The 24,597-nt window shown below is 70.2% G+C and carries 18 protein-coding genes and 1 pseudogene; 10 read left to right on the top strand and 9 right to left on the bottom strand.

Annotation, left to right across the window (positions count from 1 at the left end; translation table 11 throughout):
- The first annotated feature begins 66 nt into the window (after positions 1-66).
- The 5 genes from ACZ6KF_RS08905 (at position 67) to ACZ6KF_RS08885 (ending at position 5,588) form a co-directional block, all read left to right on the top strand.
- Positions 67-354: a hypothetical protein gene (locus ACZ6KF_RS08905; protein WP_356626356.1), complete on the top strand. Its 288-nt coding sequence runs from the start codon at positions 67-69 to the stop codon at positions 352-354.
- Between the two features lie 58 nt (positions 355-412).
- The gene (locus ACZ6KF_RS08900; protein WP_356626355.1) at positions 413-1,249 is read left to right on the top strand and encodes a hypothetical protein; all 837 of its coding nucleotides are present in this window, start codon (positions 413-415) and stop codon (positions 1,247-1,249) included.
- A 16-nt stretch (positions 1,250-1,265) separates the two neighbouring features.
- Positions 1,266-3,233: a fumarate reductase/succinate dehydrogenase flavoprotein subunit gene (locus ACZ6KF_RS08895; RefSeq protein ID WP_469176048.1), complete on the top strand. Its 1,968-nt coding sequence runs from the start codon at positions 1,266-1,268 to the stop codon at positions 3,231-3,233.
- A complete protein-coding gene (locus ACZ6KF_RS08890; RefSeq protein WP_356626352.1) occupies positions 3,230-4,000 on the top strand; it encodes a succinate dehydrogenase/fumarate reductase iron-sulfur subunit in 771 nt (256 codons plus the stop codon). The genes ACZ6KF_RS08895 and ACZ6KF_RS08890 overlap by 4 nt, the downstream gene beginning before the upstream one ends.
- Before the next feature lie 106 nt (positions 4,001-4,106).
- Positions 4,107-5,588 carry a hypothetical protein gene (locus ACZ6KF_RS08885; protein ID WP_469237825.1) on the top strand — a complete coding sequence of 494 codons (1,482 nt, stop codon included), beginning with the start codon at positions 4,107-4,109 and terminating at the stop codon, positions 5,586-5,588.
- Positions 5,589-5,624: 36 nt separating this feature from the next.
- On the opposite strand, the gene ACZ6KF_RS08880 is transcribed toward ACZ6KF_RS08885, so the two are convergent.
- The 8 genes from ACZ6KF_RS08880 to ACZ6KF_RS08845 all read right to left on the bottom strand — a co-directional run bounded on the left by ACZ6KF_RS08880 (position 5,625) and on the right by ACZ6KF_RS08845 (position 15,282).
- The gene (locus ACZ6KF_RS08880) at positions 5,625-8,270 is read right to left on the bottom strand and encodes a SpoIIE family protein phosphatase (protein WP_469237823.1); all 2,646 of its coding nucleotides are present in this window, start codon (positions 8,268-8,270) and stop codon (positions 5,625-5,627) included.
- Between the two features lie 329 nt (positions 8,271-8,599).
- The gene (locus ACZ6KF_RS08875; RefSeq protein ID WP_469237821.1) at positions 8,600-9,007 is read right to left on the bottom strand and encodes an ATP-binding protein; all 408 of its coding nucleotides are present in this window, start codon (positions 9,005-9,007) and stop codon (positions 8,600-8,602) included.
- 151 nt (positions 9,008-9,158) lie between these two features.
- Entirely contained in the window at positions 9,159-9,563 is a 405-nt protein-coding gene (locus ACZ6KF_RS08870; RefSeq protein ID WP_356626346.1) for a (deoxy)nucleoside triphosphate pyrophosphohydrolase, read from the bottom strand.
- Between the two features lie 69 nt (positions 9,564-9,632).
- Positions 9,633-9,821 carry an SPOR domain-containing protein gene (locus ACZ6KF_RS08865; RefSeq protein ID WP_356626344.1) on the bottom strand — a complete coding sequence of 63 codons (189 nt, stop codon included), beginning with the start codon at positions 9,819-9,821 and terminating at the stop codon, positions 9,633-9,635.
- A 321-nt stretch (positions 9,822-10,142) separates the two neighbouring features.
- Positions 10,143-10,895: a GntR family transcriptional regulator gene (locus ACZ6KF_RS08860; RefSeq protein WP_356626342.1), complete on the bottom strand. Its 753-nt coding sequence runs from the start codon at positions 10,893-10,895 to the stop codon at positions 10,143-10,145.
- Positions 10,896-11,063: 168 nt separating this feature from the next.
- The gene (locus tag ACZ6KF_RS08855; RefSeq protein WP_469237819.1) at positions 11,064-12,380 is read right to left on the bottom strand and encodes a DUF4190 domain-containing protein; all 1,317 of its coding nucleotides are present in this window, start codon (positions 12,378-12,380) and stop codon (positions 11,064-11,066) included.
- Positions 12,381-12,638: 258 nt separating this feature from the next.
- Positions 12,639-14,210, bottom strand: coding sequence for a S8 family peptidase (locus tag ACZ6KF_RS08850; protein WP_356626339.1), 1,572 nt, complete (start codon positions 14,208-14,210; stop codon positions 12,639-12,641).
- A gap of 241 nt (positions 14,211-14,451) precedes the next feature.
- Positions 14,452-15,282, bottom strand: coding sequence for an SDR family NAD(P)-dependent oxidoreductase (locus ACZ6KF_RS08845; protein ID WP_356626337.1), 831 nt, complete (start codon positions 15,280-15,282; stop codon positions 14,452-14,454).
- 88 nt (positions 15,283-15,370) lie between these two features.
- Between ACZ6KF_RS08845 and ACZ6KF_RS08840 the strand changes: the two genes are divergently transcribed.
- On the top strand, positions 15,371-16,306 hold the full coding sequence (locus ACZ6KF_RS08840; RefSeq protein WP_469237817.1) for a LysR family transcriptional regulator: 936 nt from the start codon (positions 15,371-15,373) through the stop codon (positions 16,304-16,306).
- Positions 16,307-16,316: 10 nt separating this feature from the next.
- On the opposite strand, the gene ACZ6KF_RS08835 is transcribed toward ACZ6KF_RS08840, so the two are convergent.
- On the bottom strand, positions 16,317-17,237 hold the full coding sequence (locus ACZ6KF_RS08835; protein ID WP_356626334.1) for a carbohydrate kinase family protein: 921 nt from the start codon (positions 17,235-17,237) through the stop codon (positions 16,317-16,319).
- A 227-nt stretch (positions 17,238-17,464) separates the two neighbouring features.
- On the opposite strand from ACZ6KF_RS08835, the pseudogene ACZ6KF_RS08830 reads away from it, so the two are divergent.
- The 4 genes and pseudogenes from ACZ6KF_RS08830 to ACZ6KF_RS08815 all read left to right on the top strand — a co-directional run.
- Positions 17,465-17,578 (top strand): annotated as a pseudogene (locus tag ACZ6KF_RS08830) (Uma2 family endonuclease); the annotation flags it as partial.
- A gap of 738 nt (positions 17,579-18,316) precedes the next feature.
- On the top strand, positions 18,317-19,969 hold the full coding sequence (locus ACZ6KF_RS08825; protein ID WP_469237815.1) for a class I SAM-dependent DNA methyltransferase: 1,653 nt from the start codon (positions 18,317-18,319) through the stop codon (positions 19,967-19,969).
- Positions 19,969-21,165 (top strand): restriction endonuclease subunit S, encoded by a 1,197-nt coding sequence (locus tag ACZ6KF_RS08820; RefSeq protein WP_469237813.1) that lies wholly within the window; start codon positions 19,969-19,971, stop codon positions 21,163-21,165. Before ACZ6KF_RS08825 ends, ACZ6KF_RS08820 begins: the two co-directional genes overlap by 1 nt.
- A 38-nt stretch (positions 21,166-21,203) precedes the next feature.
- The gene (locus ACZ6KF_RS08815; protein WP_469237811.1) at positions 21,204-24,383 is read left to right on the top strand and encodes a type I restriction endonuclease subunit R; all 3,180 of its coding nucleotides are present in this window, start codon (positions 21,204-21,206) and stop codon (positions 24,381-24,383) included.
- Positions 24,384-24,597: the final 214 nt, after the last annotated feature.

Below are 24,597 nucleotides of genomic sequence, written 5' to 3'. Positions count from 1 at the left end.
ACTCTCAGGCGCATGAACGTCCCCGTCCGCATCCGGCCGACCGGCCGACGGAAGTGAGGTCACGTCATGTCCGTGCACGACGAACTGACATCCATCCAGCGCTGTCTCGACGATCTGGCCAGGTCGGTGGGCCGGCTGGAACAGCGGCTCGGCGCTGGCGCGCTCGACGTGCGCCGCGTCCGCACCGACTGCGACCACCTGCGCGAGAGCGTGGCGCTGCTGCGCTCGGCGGCCGCGCAGAGCCCGGCCGGCCGGCCGGAGCTGGTCACGATCCCCGACACGCCGTACGACAACAGCCTGTGGGTCGACACGGACGACGAGGGACTCGGCGCCCGCGACCGGCGCGCCCCCTGACCCGAGCCGTCGCGCCGACCCGAACCGTCGCGCCCCCTGACCCGACCGGAGTCAAACGTTGGCCACTGGTACGGAACCCCCCACCACGGAGCCCCAGCCTTCCGGCGGCGGTGTGCGCGGCCCCGCGCGCGCCGCCATCGCCGCCCCGCACCTGCGGACCGACCGCTGGTGGCTGGCGCCCGCCGCCAACGCGGCCGGCCTGCTCGCCTTCATCGTCTACTCGACCTGGCGGGCCTTCGCGAACGCCGACTACTACGCCGCCCCGTACGTCTCGCCGTTCTACTCCCCCTGCCTGGCGGAGAACTGCGAGCCCATGCGGTCCGGACCCAACTGGGAGATCTTCGGCAGCTGGTGGGGCCTGTCCCCCGCGATCCTGATCCTGGTCTTCCCGCTCGGCTTCCGCCTGACCTGCTACTACTACCGCAAGGCCTACTACCGGGGCTTCTGGGCGTCCCCGCCGGCCTGCGCGGTCGCCGAGCCGCACCGGAAGTACACCGGCGAGACCCGCTTCCCGCTGATCCTGCAGAACCTGCACCGGTACTTCTTCTACGCCGCGCTCCCGGTCGCCGCCATCCTCACCTACGACACCGTCCTCGCCTTCCGCGACGAGCACTACGCGTGGGGACACATGGGCCTGGGCACCCTGGTCTTCCTCGTCAACATCGTGCTGATCTGGGCGTACACCCTCTCCTGCCACTCCTGCCGGCACATCGTCGGCGGCAAGCTCAAGCACTTCTCCAGGCATCCGGTGCGCTACCGGATGTGGCGGCTGGTGGGGTGGCTCAACGCCCGGCACATGCTGCTCGCCTGGACGTCGCTGGTGAGCGTCGCGCTCGCCGACCTGTACGTGTACCTCGTCGCGTCCGGCGCCTTCGACGATCCGCGCTTCTTCTGATGACTGGGGCCTTGTGATGTCCGTGGTGGACCGGCAGCAATGGGACGTCGTGGTGGTCGGGGCCGGCGGCGCCGGTCTGCGGGCGGCCGTCGAGGCGCGCGAGCGGGGCGCCCGTACGGCGGTGATCTGCAAGTCGCTGTTCGGCAAGGCGCACACCGTGATGGCCGAGGGCGGCATCGCGGCGGCGATGGCCAACGCCAACCCGAACGACAACTGGCAGGTGCACTTCCGCGACACGATGCGCGGCGGCAAGTTCCTCAACCAGTGGCGGATGGCCGAGCTGCACGCCCAGGAGGCCCCGGACCGGGTCTGGGAGCTGGAGACCTGGGGAGCGCTGTTCGACCGCACCGCGGACGGCCGGATCTCGCAGCGCAACTTCGGCGGCCACGAGTACCCGCGCCTCGCCCACGTCGGCGACCGCACCGGCCTGGAGCTGATCCGCACCCTCCAGCAGAAGGTCGTCTCGCTCCAGCAGGAGGACCACCGCGCGACCGGCGACTACGAGTCACGGCTGAAGGTCTTCCAGGAGTGCACGGTCACGCGGGTGCTCAAGGACGGCGACCGGGTCTGCGGGGTCTTCGGCTACGAGCGGGAGTCCGGCCGGTTCCAGGTGTGGGAGGCGCCCGCCGTGGTGATCGCGACGGGCGGCATCGGAAAGTCGTTCAAGGTCACCTCGAACTCGTGGGAGTACACCGGCGACGGCCACGCGCTGGCGCTGCTCGCGGGCGCGCCGCTGCTGAACATGGAGTTCGTGCAGTTCCACCCGACGGGGATGGTCTGGCCGCCGTCGGTCAAGGGCATCCTCGTCACCGAGTCGGTGCGCGGCGACGGCGGGGTGCTGCGCAACTCCGACGGCAAGCGCTTCATGTTCGACTACATCCCCGACGTCTTCCGGGAGAAGTACGCCGAGACCGAGGACGAGGCCGACCGCTGGTACGACGACCCCGAGGGCAACCGGCGGCCCCCCGAGCTGCTCCCCCGCGACGAGGTGGCCCGCGCGATCAACACCGAGGTCAAGGAGGGGCGCGGCTCCCCGCACGGCGGGGTGTTCCTGGACGTGTCGACGCGGATGCCGGCCGAGGTGATCAAGCGGCGGCTGCCGTCGATGTACCACCAGTTCAAGGAGCTGGCCGACGTCGACATCACCGCGGAGCCCATGGAGGTCGGGCCCACCTGCCACTACGTGATGGGCGGCATCGCCGTCGACTCCGACACGGCGGCGGCGCGCGGGGTGCCGGGGCTGTACGCGGCCGGCGAGGTGGCCGGCGGGATGCACGGCTCCAACCGGCTGGGCGGCAACTCGCTGTCCGACCTGCTGGTCTTCGGACGCCGGGCGGGGTGGCACGCCGCCGAGTACGCGGCGGGGCTCGGCGCGGGGCGGCCCGTGGTGGACGACGCCCAGGTCGAGGCGGCGGGGGCGGAGGCGCTGCGGCCGTTCTCGGCGGAGGGCGCCGCCGCGGGCGTGACGCCGGGCGCGTCGCCCGGCGGGGAGCCCGCAGGGCCGCCGGAGAACCCGTACACCCTGCACCAGGAGCTCCAGCAGACGATGAACGACCTGGTCGGCATCATCCGCCGGGAGGCGGAGATGAAACAGGCCCTGGAGAAGCTGGCGGAGCTGCGGGCGCGGGTCGGCCGGGCCGGGGTGGAGGGCCACCGTCAGTTCAACCCGGGCTGGCACCTCGCGCTGGACCTGCGGAACATGCTGCTGGTCAGCGAGTGCGTGGCCCGGGCGGCTCTGGAGCGCACCGAGTCGCGCGGCGGGCACACCCGCGAGGACCATCCGTCGATGGACCGCAAGTGGCGCCGGATCAATCTGCTGTGCCGGCTGACCGACCCGGCCGGCGGTCTCACGGCCGCCGACCCGGCCCGCGGCCGGATCGAACTCGTACGGGAGACCACCGAACCCGTCCGCCCGGACCTGCTCGCCCTCTTCGCGAAGGAGGAGCTGGTCAAGTACCTGGCCGAAGAGGAGCTGTACGAGTGAGCGGCTACGAGGCGCGTTTCCGGGTGTGGCGGGGCGACGCGGGCGGCGGCGGCCTGGAGGACTTCACGGTCGCCGTCAACGAGGGCGAGGTGGTCCTCGACATCATCCACCGTCTCCAGGCGACCCAGGCCCCCGATCTGGCGGTGCGCTGGAACTGCAAGGCCGGCAAGTGCGGTTCGTGCTCGGCGGAGATCAACGGGCGGCCCCGGCTGCTGTGCATGACCCGGATGTCGGTGTTCGCGCCCGATGAGACGGTCACCGTCACCCCGCTGCGGGCGTTCCCGGTGGTGCGGGACCTGGTCACGGACGTCGGCTTCAACTACGCCAAGGCCCGTGAGGTCCCGGCGTTCGTGCCGCCGGCCGGGGTGGCGCCGGGCGAGTACCGCATGATGCAGGAGGACGTGGACCGCTCGCAGGAGTTCCGCAAGTGCATCGAGTGCTTCCTGTGCCAGGACACCTGCCATGTGGTGCGCGACCACGAGGAGAACAAGCAGGCCTTCGCCGGTCCGCGGTTCCTGATGCGGATCGCCGAACTGGACATGCACCCGCTGGACGCGGCGGCGGACGCCGGCCTGGACCGCGAGGCCACCGCGCAGGACGAGCACGGGCTCGGCTACTGCAACATCACCAAGTGCTGCACCGAGGTCTGCCCCGAGGGCATCAAGATCACCGACAACGCGCTGATCCCGCTGAAGGAGCGCGCGGTGGACCGCAAGTACCGCCCCCTGGTGTGGCTGGGGTCGAAGATCGGGCGTCGCGGGACGTAACGCCCGGTCGCGGGAGCGCGTGCGCGCCCCTACGCTCCGAGATGTGACGCCCTCCTCGCCCTCCTCGAAGCGGGGCCGGTCCCGGCGCGCGCCCGCGCATATATCGGTGCGGATCGCGCACACGGCGCTCGGCGTGACGGCCGCGGTGGTGTGGCTGGTGTCGGTGATGACGGTGACGCCGGGCGGACCCGGCGTGCCGGACGCGCCGGCGCGGGCCGGCCGGCCGGCCGCCGCGCCGAGCCCCGTGGCCGCGGCCGCCCGCGAGGACGACGTCGAGGAGACGGCCACGGCCGACCTGGTGCTGCCGCTGGTCGCCGTGGGCGGGGCCGGCGCGGTGGCGGCGTACGCCTATGCCCGGCGCACCCGGCGGGCCCGGTCCCGTACGACGCCGGGCGGGACGCCGGTACGGCTCACGGACGCGCCGTCGCCCGATCCCGGCCCCGAACGGCAGGCGCGGGCCCTTTTGGTGGAGGCGGACGACTGCGTGCGCACCTGCCGGGAGGAACTCCTCTTCGCCGAGGCCGTGGCCGGCCCGCAGGCCGTGGCGCCCTACGCGGCGGCGCTGCGGGCGGCGGAGTCGGAGCTGTCGGCCGCGTTCCGGATGCGGCAGCGGTACGACGAGGGGGTGCCTGCGGAGGAGACGGCCCGCCGGCACGCGCTCGCCGGGATCGTCGGCCGGTGCGCGGAGGCGGGGCGGCGGCTGGACGCGCAGGCCGCCGCGTTCGACGTGCTGCGCGGGCTGGAGCGCGGGCCCGGGCCCGCGCTGGAGGTGGCGGAGGCGCGGTTCCGTGAGCTGGCGGCGGTGCGCGCGCCGGCGGCGGAGTCGCTCCTCGCCGATCTGGGCAAGCGGTACGCGCCGGGCGCGGTCGCCCCGGTCGCCGGGCACCTCGACCGCGCCAAGGACCGGCTGGTGTTCGCCACGACCCGGCTGAACCTCGCCCGCCAGTGCGCCGACCGGGACGAGCCCGACCGCGCCGCCGCGCATCTGCGGGCCGCGGAGGGCGCGGTGGCGCAGGCGGGGGTGCTGGTGGCGGGCGTGGAACGGTTCGCCGAGGAGCTGGCGGAGGCGGAAGGGCTGGTGCCGGCGGCGCTCACCGGGGCGGAGACGGAGCTGGCGGCCGCGGGTGCGGCGCGGGCGGTGCGCGCCGACGCCGTGCCGGCCGCCGTACGCGCGGAGCTGACGGGGGGGCCGTACGACCCGCTGGACGCCCTGCGCCGGATCGTGCGGGCGGTGACGCCGCTCGCGTCGGGGCGCGCGGGGGTGCTGGGGGCCGCGGCGGAGCTGGCGGCGCGCAGCGCGGTGGGCGCGGCGGAGGACTACGCCACGACGCACCGGGGCGTGGTGGGGGCCGAGGCCCGCACCCGGCTGACGGCGGCGCACCGGCTGCTCCCGGACGACCCGCTCACGGCCGACGCCCTGGCCCACGAGGCCCGTACCCTCGCCGAGCGCGACGTCCGCGACCACGGTCACCTGGAGACCCCGCTGCTGGCCGGCGTCCTCCTCGCAGGCCCGGCCGACCCCGCGCCGGCGAGCTACGGCGGACCGCGCACGCGGGCCCGCCGGGGGACGACGTCAGGTCCGTCGTAGGCCCGGAGGCAACCGTGGGCGGCAGGGCAGGGGGCGTCAGAACAGGCTGAGGAGCGCCTCGGTCGGGTCCGCGAGGGGGGTGCCGCCGTCGGGGAGGGGCAGTTCGAACCAGACGGTCTTGCCGCGGTGGGTGCGGCGGGAGCCCCAGGCCGCGGAGAGCAGGCCGACGAGCTGGAGGCCGCGGCCCCCCTCGTCGGTGTCGCGGGCGCGGCGACGGCGGGGCTGGACCAGGCCGGCGTCCCAGACCTCGCAGACCAGGGTGCGGTCCAGCAGGAGGCGGAGCCGGATCTCGCCCTCGCCGTACCGCAGGGCGTTGGTGACCAGCTCGCTGACCAGCAGCTCCGTGGTGTCGACCAGGGGTTCCAGGTCCCAGCCGAGGAGCCGCCCGCGGGCCAGTTCGCGGGCCCGTCCGACGCTGCGCGGCTCGCGCGGCAGCGTCCAGTCGCCGACGGACTCGGCGGGCAGGCCCTGGACGCGGGCCATGAGCAGGGCGAGGTCGTCCTCGCCGTGGTGGGTGTCAAGGGTGTCGAGGACCTGGTCGCAGACGTCCTCCAGCGGCCGGGCGGGGTCCGTCAGCGCGCCCACGAAAGCCTGGAGCCCTTCGTCGAGGGGGTGGTCGCGGGACTCGACCAGGCCGTCGGTGTAGAGGGCGAGGAGGGAGCCCTCGGGCAGTTCGACCTCGACCTCCTCGAAGGGTTCCCCGCCGACGCCGAGCGGCAGCCCGGGCGGCACGTCGAGCATCAGTGCGGGCTCGCCGGGCTCGACCAGGACGGGGGGCAGATGGCCGGCGTTGGCGAAGGTGCAGCGCCGGGTGACGGAGTCGTAGACGGCGTACACGCACGTCGCGAGGTACACCTCGGACAGGTCGGCCTCGCGGGGCCTGCGGGCGGCGCGGGTGGCCTGCTGGACGCCTCCGCCGGGCCCGAACGCCTGGGAGGGACCGCCGGGGGTGCCGAGCCCGCGGGCGATCTCGTCCAGCTGGGAGAGCACTTCGGCCGGTTCGAGGTCCAGCTGGGCGAGCGTGCGTACGGCGGTGCGCAGTTCGCCCATCGCGACGGCCGCGCGCAGCCCGCGGCCCATGACGTCGCCGACCACCAGCGCGGTGCGGTGCCCGGGCAGTTCGATGACGTCGAACCAGTCGCCGCCCACCTCGCTGGGGCGGCCCGTGGAGGCGTTGCCGGGCAGATAGCGGCACGCGATGTCCAGTCCGGAAGCGACGGGGTCGCCCGGCGGCAGCAGGGAGCGCTGCAGTATCAGCGCGCGTTCGTGCTCGCGCCGGTAGAGACGGGCGTTGTCGATGCATACGGCGGCCCGCGCGGCGAGTTCGACCGCGAGGTCCCGGTCCCGGTCGCCGAACGGCTCGCTGCCCTTGGCCCGGGAGAACTGCGCGAGTCCCACGACGGTGTCGTGGGCGACCATCGGCACCGCGAGCGTGGACTGCAGCAGGCCGCCCTCCTCGGCCGGGATGTGCTGCGGCCGGGCGGTGCGCAGGGCGTCCGCGCAGGGCGAGGTGAACGGGTAGTGGTGGACCGCGCCGACCGCGACGGGCTTGTCCGCGCCCGGAAAGGGAGCGCCGGAGACGGCGCTGGCGAAGGCGACGCGGCGCAGTTCGGCGCTGCCGTCCGCGAGGCCGGGCGGGGTCTCGTCGCCGACCAGCAGCCCCTGGTAGAGGTCGACGGTGGCCAGGTCGCAGAAGCCGGGGACGACCACGTCGAGGAGTTCGCGGGCGGTGGTCTCCAGGTCGAGGGAGTTGCCGATGCGCGCGCCGGCCTCGTTGAGCAGGGCGAGGTTGCGCCGGGCGGCGGCGGCCTCACGGGCGGCGGCCCGGCGGGCGGTGACGTCGGTTCCCAGCCAGGCGATGCCGATGGGGCGGCCCGTTCCGCTGTGCACCCGGTAGAGGTTGATCGACCAGTGGCGGCGCTCCTCGGAGCCGGGCACGAAGCCCGTGACGTGCATGTCCGTGATGGAGTTGCCGGTCTCCAGGACGCGCCGCATGGTCGCCTCGACCCGATCGGCCTCGCCGCGCGGCAGATAGTCGTGGACCCCGCGTCCCCGGTGGTCGGCGGGCGTGCCGCCGAAGATGGACGCGAACCGCTGGTTGGCGCGCCGCACCTTCAGACTGGGGTCGATCAGCAGGAAGCCGAAGGGAGATTGGCCGAAAATCGCCTGGGAGGCGGCGAGGTCGGTCTCGATGCTGCGCAGCACCCGGACGTCGACGACGATGCACACGGCGGCCTTGCGCCCGTCCTCGGTGCGGGTCGGCATGACGTACACCTCGGCGAGCCCGTCCCGCCCGCGCCTGCCGCGCCCGTCGTCCACCGGGTCGGGCAGCCGGAAGGGGACCACGCCGGTCCACTCCCGTCCGTCCAGGATCTCGGCCATCTTGCGCTGGCCGCGCTCCCTCAGACAGGGGGTGACGAAGGCGTCGATGGGGTCCCTGCCGACGGCGTGCTCGGCGGGGATGCCGAAGATCTGCTCGGCCCGCAGGCTCCACTGCTCGACCAGCCCGTCGGGGCCGATGGAAAAGGACGCGACCTTGATGTAGTCGTAGATCGAGCCAGGTGGACTGCTCTGCCAGACGGCGTCACCGGGTGACGCCTCGCCGGAGACACCCGCGTCCTCCGTCCTCGCGCGGCCCGACGGGTCCTCGGACTCCGTGGCCTTCGCTGGTATCTCGCTCACGCGAACCGTCCCCTCCAGCTCACCGCGCCCGGCACCGGTCACCGAAAGGCGGCTGCCCGCAGTATCCAGCACTACGGGGCCGCACGACACGGTGTTCACGATCACAGCACGACCGAAAGCTTTTCGGCCCGTGCTGCGACGACACTCCCAGTCTTCTAACCAGGCGACACGCCCCCGAATCACCCACTCGGGCAACGGCCGACGGCGCACATGGGGCCAAGAGGGCGGAGCGAGCGCACCGCAAGCCGCGTTTCGGACGCTTTCGGACGGGTTTCCGTCGCGCCTCCCGGCAGCCCGGGTTCCGTCATGATTTCCCGGCAGCCCGCGCCTCAGTCCGGCAGGGCCAGCTCGAACCACACGGTCTTGCCCGACTCCCCCGGCCGGGTCCCCCAGCGACGGGAGCTGGAGGCGACGAGCTGGAGGCCGCGCCCACTCTCGTCCTCGGGGCGGGCGGCGCGCTCGTGCGGCATGTCCGGGAGCGGGTCGGAGACCTCCACCAGCAGCACACCGGGCTCCCCGTCGGGGCGGACGAGACGGACGCCGATGGGTCCGGTGGCGTGCCGCAGGGCATTGGTCACCAGCTCGCTGACCAGCAGAGCGGCGATGTCGGCGACGCTGTCCAGCTCCCAGCCGTGCAGCCGGCGCCGGACCAGGGACCGGGCGGTGCGCACGGCTCCCGGATCCGCCGGAAACGTCCACTCGGCGCGGTCGTCCTCGGTCTCGATCACGCGGATCACTTCCCTGGCCGACAGGCCCGCCGCTGTCCGTTTTCGTGGGCTTATATGACCCCATACCCGGCGAATGCCGGCGAGTACCGCCACCGCGGGGGCTGTGGGACGAACGGTGTACGCCCGCCCCGGAGCCCGGACGGCGAAGCCGTCGCAGGCGTCAGGGAGTTCCCAGGTGGGGCAGTGCCGCGCGGACCGCCGGGACGTCCTGGGGCAGCCAGGGAACGTCCCAGATCTCGGCCGGGGTCAGCCAGCGCAGCTCGTCGTGGTCCTGCAGCGGGGCGGGGTCCGCAGAGCCGGGGCGCAGCCGGGCGGTCCACACCTGGAGGGCGTACGGCGGCTTGAGCGGCCACTCCCCCGGGACCCGCCGGACGGTCTCGGCCTCCACGCCGAGTTCCTCGCGCAGCTCGCGCACCAGCGCGGCCTGCGGGGCCTCCCCCGGTTCGACCTTGCCGCCGGGCAGCTCCCACTGTCCGGCCAGCTCGGCCGGGGCACTGCGCCGGGCGGCGAGCAGCCGGCCGCCGTCGAGCAGGGCGGCTCCCACCACCACGATCCGTTCGCTCATGCGCCGGAGCTTAGGGGGTGGACCGGGCCGTGGGAGGCGGTGCCGCCCGTGGTGGACGGCCCTGCGGCCTCATTCCCCGTCGCCGACGCCCTGGCCGATGCGCTCGACCCAGTAGAGCTGCTTGTGCCCGCGGGCGTCGAGGCTGTCGGCGATCTTCTCGGCCTCGGCCCGGGTCGCGAATCTGCCCACGCGGTAGCGGTTGCCGTTGTCGTCCTGGCGTATGACGAGCCAGGGAAGAGCCACCGTGCTGTCGTTCATCGCGCCCCTCCGCTTCACGCCTCCGCCGTACGCACCCCGCCCACCGCGGAAACCTCTATCCGCATATGCCCGAGCCTACGCCCTACCTTCACGCAGCGAACACGGCTTTTCACCAAGAGGTACGCAACAAGCCATGGCCAAAGGGGCGCACAACGCGACGAGCGCCCTGCGTACGGGGTGCGCCGACATCCTCGACGACGTGTCAGAACCACCCGGGCCACCTGCGAAAACGTCCGGAATCCACCGGCGCGGGAGACGGCTCCCGGTGCGTGGGTGCCGGGAGCAACTGCCAGGGGGGCGTGCGCCTCCCGGCAGTGTGCGCTATTTCACGGGGAGGTGGTAGGCGACCCGGTACCGGTCCGCCGGGATCACCACGTCGGCCGTCTCGACCGCGCGCCCCGATGCGTAGAAGGTGCGCTGCACGACGAGCACGACATGACCGGGGACGCCGCCGAGCGCGAGCAGTTCCTCGGCGAGGCCGGGGCGGGCTCCGACCTCCTCGGTGACGTTGTCCACGACCACGTCGATGGCCGCCATGCGCTCGACCACGCCCATGCCTGCGAGCGGGCCCTCCTCGGGCAGCATGACGGGTGTGCGGCCGGTGACGGCGAGCGGCTCCCAGGAGGTGGACAGCATCATCGGCTCGCCGCCCTCCCGGTACAGGTACTTGGTGCACATCACGCGGTCGCCGGGCTCGATGCCGAGCCGCTCGGCGATCGCGCCGCTCGCCAGGGTCTGCTCGCTGCTGGACTCCCAGGTGCCGCGCACGGAGGCGTCCGCCTGCTCCTGCCGGAACGGCGTGGCCCCCGAGGCCGGGCGGAAGCCGGAGCGGGCGATGCTGCGCGGCACGGGCCGCTCGCGCACGTACGTGCCGGAGCCGGAGCGGCCCTCCACCAGGCCCTCGGCCATCAGCACCTTGCGGGCCTCCAGCGCGACCGTGTCCGAGACGCCGTACTCCTCGCGGATTCTGGCCTGCGAGGGGAGACGGGTGTGCGGGGGCAGCCGACCGTCGACGATCTTCTTGCGGAGATCACCTGCGACGCGCAGGTATGCCGGCTGCTCACCGAATGTCACGGGCCGCTCCCATCAGGTTGTACAGACAGCTACAGCGTGGCAACCCTCGGTTCCCGCGGGCAAGCAAAGGCCAGAGAATCACTCGAAGTGATGACTTCTGGTCGGGAGGGCTCTGCGCAGGCATTTCTCCCCATGCCGGTGGGCATCACACCCCTCGGGCGGCGCCGGTCAGACGTCCGCGCCGGTGTCGCCGCCCGCGTCGTAGTCGTACTCGGGCGGGCTGCTGTCGAGCCCCAGCGCCTCGCGCACGTCGATCGTGGTGGGGCCGTCGTAGAACTCGTAGGCCTTGTCGTAGTGGAGGTAGAACATGTCGGCCGAACCGGCCTTCGCCGCTTTCGCCCAGTCGTCGCGGGCGGCTTCCAGCTCCTTCACCAGCGCCGCCATCGGCCGCTCGGCGTCCGCCGGCCAGGCGCGTCCGTCGAGCACCGCGCTCTGTTCGGCGAGGGCGTCGCCGACCTCGCGCGCCCAGTCCTTGTTGGCGGCCAGATCGTCCTCCGGGTAGTCCTCGGGCTCCTTCTCCAGCACGGCGTCGACGGCCCGCACGGCCTGGAGATAGGCGACCTGGTCGGCGTCGAGGTTCGTCCGGTCGTTGCGCAGGGAGCCGGTGAGCCTGCCTCCCTGGTCCGTGTTGCCGAACAGGCAGGTGACCTCCCGGTCGCCGAGTCGCCAGCTCTGCCTCGTCGGGGTGAGGTAGTAAACGTCGACATGGCTCGGGAGTGCCCAGACATCCATGGCGTAGTCGGCGCGCAGGGCGTAGCAGCGGTCGTCGGCGAGAAGCGAGATCCGGTCGTCCCCGGGGAACTCGCCCTCGGGCAGGGCGATCGTGGCGAACACCTCGGCGTCGTGCTCGTCGGAGCACGGCACCACGTCGAGGTCGTAGGTCACGCCCTCCAGGGAGCCTGCCGTGTTGAAGCACTCGCCCCTGGCGACCGTGACGTCCTCCATGGCGCCCTCCTTGACGCCCTTCCAGAACTCGGAGGCGCCGCCGGTCGCCAGCATCAGCGCGAACAGCGCGAGACCGAGGGACGACAGGACGACGCCCGCGACCGCCAGGCCCTTGCCCCGCTCGCCCTTCCGGCCTATCTGCCGCAGGGCGACGGCGCCGAAGATCAGCCCGACGCCGGGCAGACAGCAGACGAGTCCCAGGACGAGGGAGGTGATGGCGAGCCCGTTGACGGGCGGCTGCTGGGGCGGCGGGTAGAGGCCCGGGGGGTACCAGGACTGCGCCTGCGAGGGACGGGGCGAGGGGGCGTGGGGTCCGGGACCGGCTCCGTACGCACCGGGTGCGGCTCCGTGAGGACCGGGTGCGGCTCCGTGAGGACCGGGTGCGGCTCCGTGAGGACCGGGTGCGGCTCCGTGAGGACCGGGTGCGGCTCCATACGGTCCTGGTCCGGGGCCGGTTCCGTAGGGGCTCGGCGGCGGAGCGGGGTACTGGCCGTGAGGGCCCTGGGGCTCGGGAGCCCCGGGGGGCGGGGGAATCGACACGGGTACCGGGCTCCTGGTTCGGGCGGCGACGCAGAACTGACGTACGACTTGGCGCATGGTAAGCGCGCCGCCGCCCCGGGATGAAACCGTGCGGCCGCCCGCCGACGAACGGGCCCCGGTCCGGGGGGCCGGGACCCGTCGGGACGTCGGCAGGGATGCCGTGGGCATCCCCAACGGCATCAGTCGTCCGATTGCCGCTTCAGGGCTGCCGCTTCGGGCTGCCGGTCCGGCACTCGACCGAACCGGCGTCGGGCGACGTCAGAACTGGAGCGCCCAGGAGTCGATGCGCCCGGTGTCGAGGCTGGCGTTGTCGCTGACCCTCAGCTTCCAGGTGCCGTTCGCGGGCTCCGCGGACGCGTTGACGGAGTAGGTGGTGTGGATGTTGTCCGAACTGCCGCCGGTCGAATACCCCTTGAGGGTGTACGCCGAGCCGTCGGGGGCGATCAGCTGGACCTGGAGGTCGCCGATGTAGGTGTGCAGGATGTGCACCTCGACGGCCAGCGTGGCGGGGGCGTTGCCGGAGACGCCGGAGACGGTCACCGGCGACTCGACGGTGGAGTTGTCGCTGATGGCGTAGTCGCCGGTGTTCTCGAAACGCGGACCGGGCGGGGTCGGGGTGCCGCCGCCGACGTACAGCAGCCGGTTCGGGGAGCCGGTGCCGGGGTTGGTGACGACGTTCGGGGTGGCGGCCGTCGTCAGCGCGCCGGAGACCTGGGCGGGCGTGGCCGTGGGGTTGTCGGCCAGGTAGAGGGCGGCGGCTCCGGCGACGTGCGGGCTGGCCATGGAGGTGCCGGAGATGGTGTTCGTCGCCGTGTCGCCGGTGTGCCAGGCGGAGGTGATGGAGGAGCCCGGCGCGAACAGGTCGAGCACGGAACCGTAGTTGGAGTAGCTGGCGCGGGCGTCGGAGGAGGTGGTGGCCCCGACCGTGATCGCCTCGGTGACGCGGGCGGGCGAGCGGGTGGAGGCGTTGACGTTCTCGTTGCCGGCCGCGACGGCGAAGGTGATGCCGGAGGCGACCGCGTTGCGCACGGCCGTGTCCAGGGCGGTGTCGGCTCCGCCGCCGAGGGACATGTTGGCGACGGCCGGTTTGACAGCGTTGCGGGCCACCCAGTCGATGCCGGCGACGACCTGGGCGGTGGTGCCGGAGCCGGAGTTGTTCAGCACCCGCACGCCGACGACCCGCGCCTTCTTGGCGACGCCGTACGCGGTGCCCGCGACCGTGCCGGCGACGTGGGTGCCGTGTCCGTGGCCGTCCTGGGCGGTGTTGTCGTTGTCGATGGCGTCGTAGCCGTAGGAGGCGCGCCCGCCGAAGTCGCCGTGGGTGATGCGCACGCCGGTGTCGATGACGTACGCGGTCACGCCCTGCCCGGCCGAGTCGGGGTAGGTGTAGCTGCTGTTCAGCGGGAGGGCCCGCTGGTCGATCCGGTCCAGGCCCCAGGAGGGCGGGCTGGGCTGGGTGGCGGCGAGGGTGAAGGTGCGGTTCTGCACGACGGAGGCGACGGCCGGGTCGGCGGCGAGACGTTTCGCCTCGGTCTCGGAGGCCTGGATCGCGTAGCCGTTCAGGGCCTTGGTGTACGTGCGCTCGATGTCCGCGCCGTACTTCTCGGCCACCGCGCGCCCGGCGGCGGAGCCCGAGCGGGCCCGGTCCGCCTTGAGGGTCACGAGGTAACTGCCGGCGACGGCGTTGGCCGCGCCCTCGTACTGGATGGGGCCTTCCGCTGCCGGGGCCGCGCCGGCGGGGAGGGCGGAGACGAGGCTCGCGGCGAGCGCCGCGGTGGTCGCGATACCGATCGCCGTCAGTCTTCGCCGGGCATGACGCATCACTGCCATCTGAGGGATCCTCCTCAATCGGTGGTGCGCTGGTGGGGCTGTGCACGGTGGTGCGTGCCGCGCGGGCGCGTCCGGCGGGTCCGGTGATTCCGGTGACACTGGTGATTCCGGTGGTACCCGTGACCGCCTTTGAGTCAGGTGCATGTCAATCCTGTGGGTGGGCGCACCCGCGCGTCAGCGAAAGATTGCGGCCTGCACGGCAATTGCACAAGGGTGCCCGCACGGATGCGCCCCGCCCGGCTCAGTCGTCGAAGCCCGTGGCGCGGGTGCGCTTCTCCCACGCCGTGACGTCGCCGCGCACCTGGTCGAGGTGGTCGAGGACCGCGCCGACGGAGTCGTCGCCGAGCGGCAGCCGCAGCGGGGTCCGCTCGGCCTCGAGGGCGGCCCGGATCAGCGCCGCCGCCTTGGCCGGGTCGCCGGCCTGCGTGCCGTCGCCTCCGGACACGTAGGCGCGGGTCTGCGTCACCTTCTCGTAGACGCCGCTGTCGGCGCTGAAGCCGGCCCGGTTGCCCTCGAACAGCGAGGTGCGGAACGCCCCCGGCTCGACGATCAGCACCTTGATCCCGTACTCCGCCACCTCGTCCGCGAGCGCCTCGGACATGCCCTCCAGCGCGAACTTCGTGCCGCTGTACGCCGAGAAGCCCGCGAAGGACAGCTGCCCGCCCACGCTGCTCATCTGCACGATCGCCCCCGACCGGCGCTCGCGCATGTGCGGCAGCACCGCCCGCACCAGCGCGGCCGGACCGAAGACGTGCAGGTCGAACAGGGCCCGCAGCTCGTCCTCGGTGGTCTCCTCGAAGGCCCCGACGTGGGTGCGGCCCGCGTTGTTGACGAGGACGTCGATGCGCCCGTGCCGGGCCACCACGTCCCGCACGGCCGCATCGACGGCCTCGGTGTCGGTGACGTCCAGGCGCAGCGCCTCCAGCTGGCCGGGGTGGGCGGCCACCAGGTCGTCCAGGGCCTCGGTGCGCCGGGCGGCCCCGATCACCATGTCGTCGGCGGCGAGCGCCGCCTCGGTCAGCGCCCGCCCGAAACCGCTGGTCGCCCCCGTGATCAACCAGACCTTGTTCATGACCCCTCCTCGGTATGTGCCGCAGCGCCAACCACCCTCCCTCGTAAGCCGGTTGCCGGTCCAAGATCTGCGCTGATAACCGTTGGGCATGACGACGACGGACGTGCACGGCCGGGAGTTGCGCTACTTCGTGGCGGTGGCGGAGGAGCTGCACTTCACCCGTGCCGCCGAGCGGCTGTACGTGTCGCAGCCCGCGCTGAGCAAGCAGATCCGGGTCCTGGAGCGGCAGTTGGGCGCGGAGCTGTTCCGCCGGGACCGGCAGCAAGTGGCCTTGACGGAGGCGGGCGAGGCGCTGCTGCCGCACGCCCGGGAGGTGCTGGCCGCGTGGTCGCGGGGCGCGGCGGCGGTCGAGGCGGCGCGGTCGGCCCGGGGCCGCACGCTGGTCGTGGGCATGAGCACCAGTCCGGGCCGGGGCGGTCTGCTGCCGGCGATCCGCTCCCGCTTCACCGCCGGGCGCCCGGAGGCGGTCGTACGGCTGCGGCAGGTGAACTGGCAGGACGCCACGGCGGGACTGGCGGACGGCGACACGGACGTGGCCTACGTCTGGCTGCCGCTGCCGGACGAGGACCGTTACGCGTGGACGCCGGTGGCTCAGGAGGCACGGCTGGTCGCCCTCCCGGAGCACCATCCGCTCGCGGCCCGCGAGGCCGTCGACTTCGCCGACCTCCTCGACGAACCCTTCCTCGCCCTGCCCCCGGCCGCGGGCCCGCTGCGCGACTTCTGGCTGGCGCTGGACGAACGCGGCGGACGCCCGCCCCGCGTCGGCGCGGAGATCGCCGGCACCGAGGAGACCTACGAGGCCCTGGTGGCGGGTCTCGGCATCTGTCTGGTCGCCGAGGGCAACGCCCCGCTGCTCACCCTGGGCGGGGTGGTGACCCGCCCGGTCCGGGGCGTGGGCCCGAGCCGTTACGTCCTGGCCTGGCGGCGGGAGGACGGCGACCGGCCGCTGGTGCGGGCGTACGCGCGGGCGTGCGCGGCGGTGGTGGAGGGGACGGGCGCCGCTGCCCGGACGGGGGCCGGCTGAGGGGAGTCCCTCACCCGGCCGGCACGGCGCGCGCGATCGCCGCGCGCAACCCTGGCAGGTCGATGAAGTCGGTGTGCGTGCCGGCGCTTGTGCAGGCGAACGCGCCGGAGACCGACCCGGCGAGTACGCACTCCTCCGGCGACCGGCCCTCCATCAGCGCGTGCAGGAAGCCGGTGACGAACGCGTCGCCCGCGCCGTTGCTGTCCACGACCGGCCGCTCCGGGCGCACCGCCGGGAAGTGCCGCGACGCCGTCTCGCCCCGTATCAGCAGACGGCAGCCGGCCGCGCCGTCCGTGGCGACCACGAGACGGGCGCGGCCCTCGTCGACGATGCGGTGCAGGACCTCCTCCAGCCGGCCGCGCAGGGCCGCCGCGCTGAGGAACACGTAGTCGGAGGAGAGCGCGTAGGTCAGGTGGTGGGGGTTGGCGCCGTCCCAGTCGTGCAGGTCCGTGGAGCTGGTGAGGCCGAGCCGGTGGACGTCCTCGTACAGGTCCCGGTTGACCCCGGTGATCGACAGATGGACGTGGCGCGCCCGCTCCAGGTGCGGCAGCCAGAACGCGCGGGGCAGCCGCAGGTCGGCAGGGTGCCGGGAGTCGTAGAAGGAGAACCGGCGGCCCTGCGCGTCGACCAGGTTGATGCCGCGCGGGGTGCCGTGCGGTGAGACCAGGTGACTGAAGTCGAGCCCCCGCTCGGCGTACGCGGCGAGCACCGCGCGGCCCTGTGGGTCGTCCCCGAGGTAGTCGATGAACTTGGTGGCGAGCCCGAGGGCGTGAAAGCCGAGCGCGACGCCGTTCCCGGTGCCGGCGACGTAGTCGTACACGGGCGGGACGTGCAGCGAGTCCCCGGACGGAACCTCCAGCTTCTCGACCCGCACGACGGTGTCCACACCGGCGCCGCCGACCACGAGGACGTCGTAGGAAGGCAGGGCCATGAGTGTGCTCCATCCGTCGCGGGGGCGGGCGCGTGGCCCGAAGTACCGCGTCGACCCGAGGGATTGGTGACAACCCCGTCGATCATCGGCTCGGTGGTACCGCTGCGAGTCAAGCACCCTGGCGAGAACCCGAGCAAGCAGTTCCTGCAAATTTCAGTAGCTCTTGCACGAGCCCGCGCCCATTTCAGGTGGAGCTGCAGTTGCGCCATGCCGCTGCGCCCGACTGGATGTGCCCGCCGCGCCCGGAAGGCTGGTTCGCGGAGGACCTGGACCGCCGCCCCGAGGCGCCACGCCATACCGAGCTGATCGATGGAGCGCTCGTTTTCATGATGTCGCCGCAGGCACTGACCCCTCGTCAGAGTATCCGGCTCCCATCCAGCGCGGTGACGCCGAAGGGGTCGGACTCGACAGAGTCCAACCCCTTCTGACCTGCGTGGGTGCCACGTCAGCGACGTGGTGTCGTTTCATCCGCTCACACGTAGAAGCGGAATGTCGAGTACGGACCTCCCACCTGCGGAAACAGGGTGCTTAAGGGGTTCGTCCCAGCACGAACCCAGCACGGGGGCTCCATCCCAGCATCATGCATCTCAGACGGTCCCCTGGCCCACCTATGCGTCCTATGTACAGGGGCCCGCGCCGGTCCCGCCGAGGGCTGGGCTGCCATGTCGACAGGTGCAGGCCACATGGCGTCCTGCAGGACCGCCAGGCAGTGATGCCTGGCGCGGGGCACGGGGTTCCCATGGACGGCGACGGTGACCTTGATAAACCGGTGAGTCAACGGAAGGCCTGGTGGGTGGGGGTGCCGTTCACGGGGGCAACCACTGAGCCAGAGCAGCAGCCGCGGTATGGCGGTCGATGAGTGCAAGATGCACCTGTCACAAACTGCCATCTGGAAATCACTGGGCACAAGACGATCACGGGATGCGCCACCACCTTCGGACTCCGGAGGGAGTGACCAGGCAGACCCTGACCTGAGTCCGACGGAGACGTGCGCTGGTGCGACGGTATATGACTTAGACCTGTAGAAGACTGAACCGCGACAGACTCCCCCTAGCCCACTGCGAGAAGGAACCAGCCCCGTGCCACCCCGCAAGAAGAAGCAAGCCAAGCCGGAGGACATGAAGTCCATCCTCTGGAAGTCCGCTGACAAGCTGCGCGGCAGCCTGGATGCAGCTGAGTACAAGCACTTCGTCTTGGGCCTGGTCTTCCTGAAGTACGTCTCGGACGCGATGGAGGAGAAGCGGGAACAGCTGGAGAAGGCTCTGCGTGGCGGCAGTCTGCTCGCCGAGATGGGGCTGGAGGGCGGGGCCTCCGAGGAGCTGATCCTGAGAACGGTGGAGGACCCGAAGCAGTACACCGGGGCAGGGATCTTCTACGTTCCGCCGGCGGCCAGGTGGGACGAGGTTCTCAAGCGAGCCAAGGTCAGCACGGACGGGCCCAGCGTCGGCGAGGTCATCGACTCGGCTATGGGGACCATCGAGAAGTTCAACCTGACGCTGAAGGACACCCTTCCGAAGATTTACAACAGTGGCCGCGTCGACGAAACCACTCTGGCCGAACTTGTCAAGCTGCTCGACCAGTTGACCTTCCAGTCCCAGCTCTCCCTGGACGGCAGACGGACCGGGGCACGTGACCTCATGGGGGAGGTGTACGAGTACTTCCTGGAGCAGTTCGCACTCGCCGAGGGGCGTAAGGGCGGCGAGTACTACACGCCGCCGTCGGTGGTGCAGCTGTTGGTGGCGATGCTGGAGCCGCAGGAAGGCGAGCGGGTACTCGACCCGGCATGCGGTTCGGGCGGCATGTTCGTGCAGTGTGAGAAGTTCGTGGAACTGCACGAGGGCAACCGTTTCAACGTCTCGGTCTTCGGTCAGGAGCGGAACCAGACCACTTGGCGGCTCGCCAAGATGAACCTCGCCATCCACGGCATCGAGGTGAACCTCGGTGAGGAGCCGGCCGACTCCTTCCACAACGACCAGCACGGTGACGTGAAGGCCGACGTGGTCCTGGCCAACCCTCCGTTCAACATCTCCGACTGGGGCGGTGAGCGGCTCAGGGAGGACGGCCGCTGGAAGTACGGGACTCCACCGGTCGGCAACGCCAACTTCGCGTGGATCCAGCACATGATCAGCAAGCTCGCGGTAGGCGGACGGGCCGGAATCGTCCTGGCGAACGGGTCGATGAGCAGCAAGTCGGGCGGGGAAGGCGAAATCCGGCGAGCCATGGTCGAAAAAGACGACCTGATCGCCTGCATGGTGGCTATGCCAGGGCAACTCTTCCGCTCGACGCAGATCCCGGCATGTCTCTGGATCCTCGCGGAAAGCAAGGGAAAACCGCGCGGCAAGGATCCGTGGATCTCGCCGGAGCGAGCAGGACAAATCCTGTTCATCGACGCACGCGAACTCGGCTACATGAGGACGCGCACGATGCGGGATCTGAGCCCGGAAGAACTGGAACGCATTACCGGAACATTCCGAGCCTGGCGAGGAGCCGACCAGAAGATTGAGTACGCGGACGTGCCGGGCTTCTGCCGCAGCGTTGCCCTTGACGAGCTCGAGGAACACGATTTTGTCCTGACGCCAGGTCGCTACGTAGGCGCGGCTGAGGTGACCGAGGACCCCGACGCAGAGCCTATCGAAGCCAAGATCGAGCGTCTGACAACACTTCTACGCAAGCAGTTTGCGGAGTCGGAGGGTCTAGCAAAGCTAGTAGACGAGCAGCTGAGGAGGATCTGATGGCTTTCTGGCACCTTCGGACACTGGAAGCTCTGTGCTCGACGATTACCGTTGGTCACGTCGGCAGCATGGCCAGCGAGTACGTCCCCAGCGGAATCCCGTTCCTGCGCTCTAAGAACGTGCGGCCTGGGCGACTCGACCTGTCCGACCTCGCCTACGTCAACCAAGAATTCCACCAGCGCCTGAAAAAGTCTCAGTTGCGCGCCAACGACATCGTCATCGTCCGTACCGGAACACCCGGCGCTGCCGCGTTGATCCCAGAAGGTTTCGGCGAATCGAACTGTTCCGACATCATCATCGCACGCCCAAGCCAGGATGTTTCCCCACACTTTTTGTGCTACGCAATCAATGCAACTGCCGGAAACTTCGTTAGCGCCCATACTGTGGGTGCCGTGCAACAGCACTTCAACATCGGCTCAGCACGCAAACTCCAGATCCACACACCACCTCTCCAGGAACAAAAAGCCATCGCTGAACTGCTCGGAAGCCTGGACGCCAGGATCGCAGTGAACTCTGAAATTATCGTCACTGCGCGGAACTTGGGCGTCACGCACGTCCAGCAGACATTGGCAACCACCAGCCATCAGCAGCTGAAAATTTCGGAGATCACTTCGACCCTGACTCGCGGGAGTGCACCCACATACACTGACACGGACCTCGGCATCCCTGTCATCAATCAGAAATGCATCCGCAACGGGCACGTAGACCTCTCCAAGGCAAGACTTACCATTCCACCAAAGAGTGGGGTCAATAGGATCCTTAAAGAGGGAGATGTGCTCGTGAACTCGACCGGCGTTGGAACCCTGGGGAGAGTGGCACGATGGAACCAGAATAAAATAGCGACCGTTGATTCACACGTGACCATCATCCGGTTCGACTCAAACCGTGTAAATGCTTTGATTTGCGCATATCTAATGCTCCTGTCTCAGCCTCGAATCGAAGCGATGGGGGAAGGTAGCACCGGGCAAACAGAACTAAGTAGAGACAAGCTGGGTTCGCTACCTATTTCCGTCCCTTCCGACCCAGAAGCGACACTCCGGCTGAGCGGAATTCTTACTTCCCTGGAAGATGCAATCTTCGCAAGGCAAAAGGAGAACCGCACCCTCGCCGAGCTCCGCGACACCTTGCTCCCCCAGCTCGTCACCGGAAAGATCCGAGTCAAGGACGCCGAACGCATCGTGGAGGACGCCACATGACAACCGACGGGGGGACGGACAGCGCCACAGCCCGCGCCATGTCCGAGCAGGATTGGGAGTTCTACGCGCTCGATCAGCTCGCCGAGCGCGGCTGGCAGTACGTCCCGGGGACCGCACTCCGGCCGCGTGACGGCCAGCGCACGGGGTGGGACGACCTGGTTCTGTATCCGAGGCTGCGGACGGCTATCGCCACCCGCTATCCGTCGCTGCCCTCGACCGCCGTCGAAGACGCGATCGAGAAACTGCTGGTCAAGTTCCCGGCGAACGAAGTGCGGCTGAACTGGGCTTTCTATCAGCGCCTCAAAGCCGGCCTGAAGGTGACCTACACCACCCCCGGCTCCCAGGAGGAACGGCACGTCACCGTCCGCCCCATCGACTTCGCGAATCCCCACGGCAACGATTTCGTCGCCGCGAACCAGGTTCGAGTCAAGGGCACCCGCAACCGCACCTTGATCTTCGACATCGTCCTCTACATCAACGGGCTCCCGATCGCCGTCATCGAATTGAAGAAGGCAAGCGGCCCCGACGACTCCCGCGCCGCCTTCGATCAGATCCAGAACTACCGGCGCGAACTCAAGCCCGACGGTATCTTCCGCACTGTCCTACTCACGCTCGCCAGCGATGGCATATCCGCCCGCCTCGGCACCCCCTTCACCCCGTGGCAGCACATGGCCCCGTGGCATGCCGAGGAGGACGGAACCCTGCTCCGCTCGCACGAGCGGCAAGACGACCGCGCCCTCGATCGAATGATTCACGGAGCGTTCGAACCCGACCGCCTTCTCGACCTGATCGGCAACTTCCTCTCATACTCTGCCGAAGGAACCGGTGGCGAACCCGACACCGTGAAGCTCGCCAAGGTCCACCAGTACGTCGCCGTCCGGCAGGCGATCGCCGCCACTGTCTCCGCGGTCGCCACGGACGGCAGAGCCGGTGTCGTCTGGCACACTCAGGGCGCGGGCAAGAGCGAGGAGATGCTCTTCTACACCGGGCTCACGGCCCAGATCCCGGAGATTCCCAACCCCACCGTCCTGCTTCTCACTGACCGCATTGACCTGGACACCCAGCTCTTCGACACCTTCGTGAAGAGCAAGAGTCTGGTTACAGTCGGCGGCGCCCCGAAGAAGGCCACCACTGCGTCTCAGTTGCGCGCTCTCCTTACCCGCCGCGAGTCGAGCGGCGGCATCATCTTCAGCACTTTGCAGAAATTCCGTCTGAGCACCGCCGAGCGGGACGCGGGCGCTCGGCACCCCTTGATCACCGACCGCCGCGATCTCATCGTCATCGTCGACGAGGCCCACCGCAGCCATTACGACCTGGAGGACGGCTTTGCCCGCAACCTCCGGGACGCACTCCCTCAGGCCACCTTCATCGCCTTCACCGGCACCCCCATCGACAACCGGATCGGCTCCACCCTCCAGGTTTTCGGCCCCACGATCCACACATACGACCTGACCCAGGCCGTCGATGACGGCGCCACCGTGCCCGTCTTCTACGAGCCGATCCTGCACAAGGTCACCCTTCCCGACGACGTCGATCTGGACGAACTCAACGCCAGAGCCGAGGGCCTCGTGGAGGGTCTGAGCGAGGACGAGAAAGCACGCGCCCAGACATACTTCGCCCGGTTCGAGGATCTGATCGGCGCCCCTGAGCGCATTGAGTCAATGGCCGACACGATTCTCAGCCACTGGGACACGCGCCGCCGGGAGATGACCAAGCTGACCGGCCGGACCGGCAAAGCCATGATCGTCTGTTCCTCGCGCCGCAACGCCGCCCGACTGTTCCGTGCTCTCGCTAAACGCCGGCCGGAGTGGACGGGCACCCCAGACCCGGAATCCAACCTCTACCCGGATGACTCCGGCAAGATCCGCGTGGTCTTCACTGGTAGCCCAGGGCGGGACCCGGATGACATCGCAGACTTCGTCCGTACCCCCGATCAACTGAAGAAGATTCAGAAGCGAGTCGGCAATGCCGACGACGAGCTGGAACTGATCATCGTCCAGTCCCTGTGGCTGACCGGCTTCGACGCTCCGCCTCTGCACACCATGTACCTGGACCGGCGGATGCGCGGCGCTGCTCTCATGCAAGCCATCGCCCGGGTCAACCGGACCTGGGACGAGAAGCCGTCCGGTTTGGTCGTGGACTTCCTGGGCGTGGCCAAGGAGCTCAAGCACGCGCTGGCTGAGTACTCCGAGGAGGACCAGGAGCGCGAGACGATCGGCGCGGACATCTCGGAGGCTGTGCAGTCGGTCCATGAGATGCATCGCAAGGTGTGCGAAGTCCTGAATGCCTGCCCCTGGCGGCGCGCTATGGCGGCAACCGGCTTCCGGGATGCGCTGGCGGACGTTCTCGAACTCCTAGAGACGGCGGAGCCCAACCTCGAACCCGGTCAGCCCACGCGAGGCCAGCGATTCGAGCATTTCTCCCGACTGCTCTCCCAAGCGTTTTCGCTCTGCTCCACCCATCCTGACGTCCAAGAACTCCTCCCGGACATCCACTTCTTCGCAGCCGTACGCGTCTCACGCCGCAAGCACGCCACCGAACACCGTCAAGAGCTCGGGCTTGCCACAGAGGCTGACGTGCGCAGGATGATCGAGCAGCTCAACGCGGAGACGGTGGCTGCCGACGGCGTCGTCGACATCTACGACGCCGCTGGTCTTACGAAGCCCGACCTCTCCCACCTCGACGAGGGTTTCGTACGGCAGCTCAAGGAGAGCCGTCATCCCAACCTGGCGCTCAAAGCGCTCCGCGAGGCGGTCGCCAAGGAGATCCAGGAGGCTCATCCCAGCAACATCGTCCGGCAGAAGGAATTCACAGAGAAGATGAAGTCGGTGATGAACCGTTATCACAACGGTCTCATCACCTCCGCCGAGGTCGCAGACCTCCTCGTCGACCTCGCCCGGTCGCTGTCCGCATCCCGCGAGCGTGCCGCCGAACTCGGGCTCACAGAGCACGAGATGGCGTTCTACGACGCCATCGCTGCCAACCCGTCAGCACTGAAAATGGGACAAGATGTTCTGTCCAAGATCGCACACAAGCTGTACGAGCAGGTCGCCCGCGACGTCACCATCGACTGGCGGATCAAGAGCCAAGCGCAGGACCGAATCCGCGCCAAGGTCAAGCTGCTCCTCAACTATTTTGGTTACCCACCGGACGAGGAGGAAGGTGCGGTCGACCGTGTCCTAAAACAGACCGAGGTCATCGCGGACGACCTGGCTTGAAAGCCGGCCGCCGCCGGGGTGCAGATGCCAGGCGACAGGTTGGCACCTGCACAGGCGAGGCTGTCAAGGCTGCTCGGGATGTAGGACCGGGACACGCTCGATCGGATCCAAACGGGCTGAGGTCGCCCATCCGCGTCCCACTTCGTCACCGCAAACGCGTGACGTGCCTTCGCTTCCGCCGCCTGACCATCCTCCTGCTCAATCACCGCCTCTC

The sequence above is a fragment of the Streptomyces sp. NPDC046379 genome (assembly GCF_055587785.1).
Note: the sequence above shows the minus strand (reverse complement) of the source record. Positions and strands in the feature narration are given on the sequence as shown.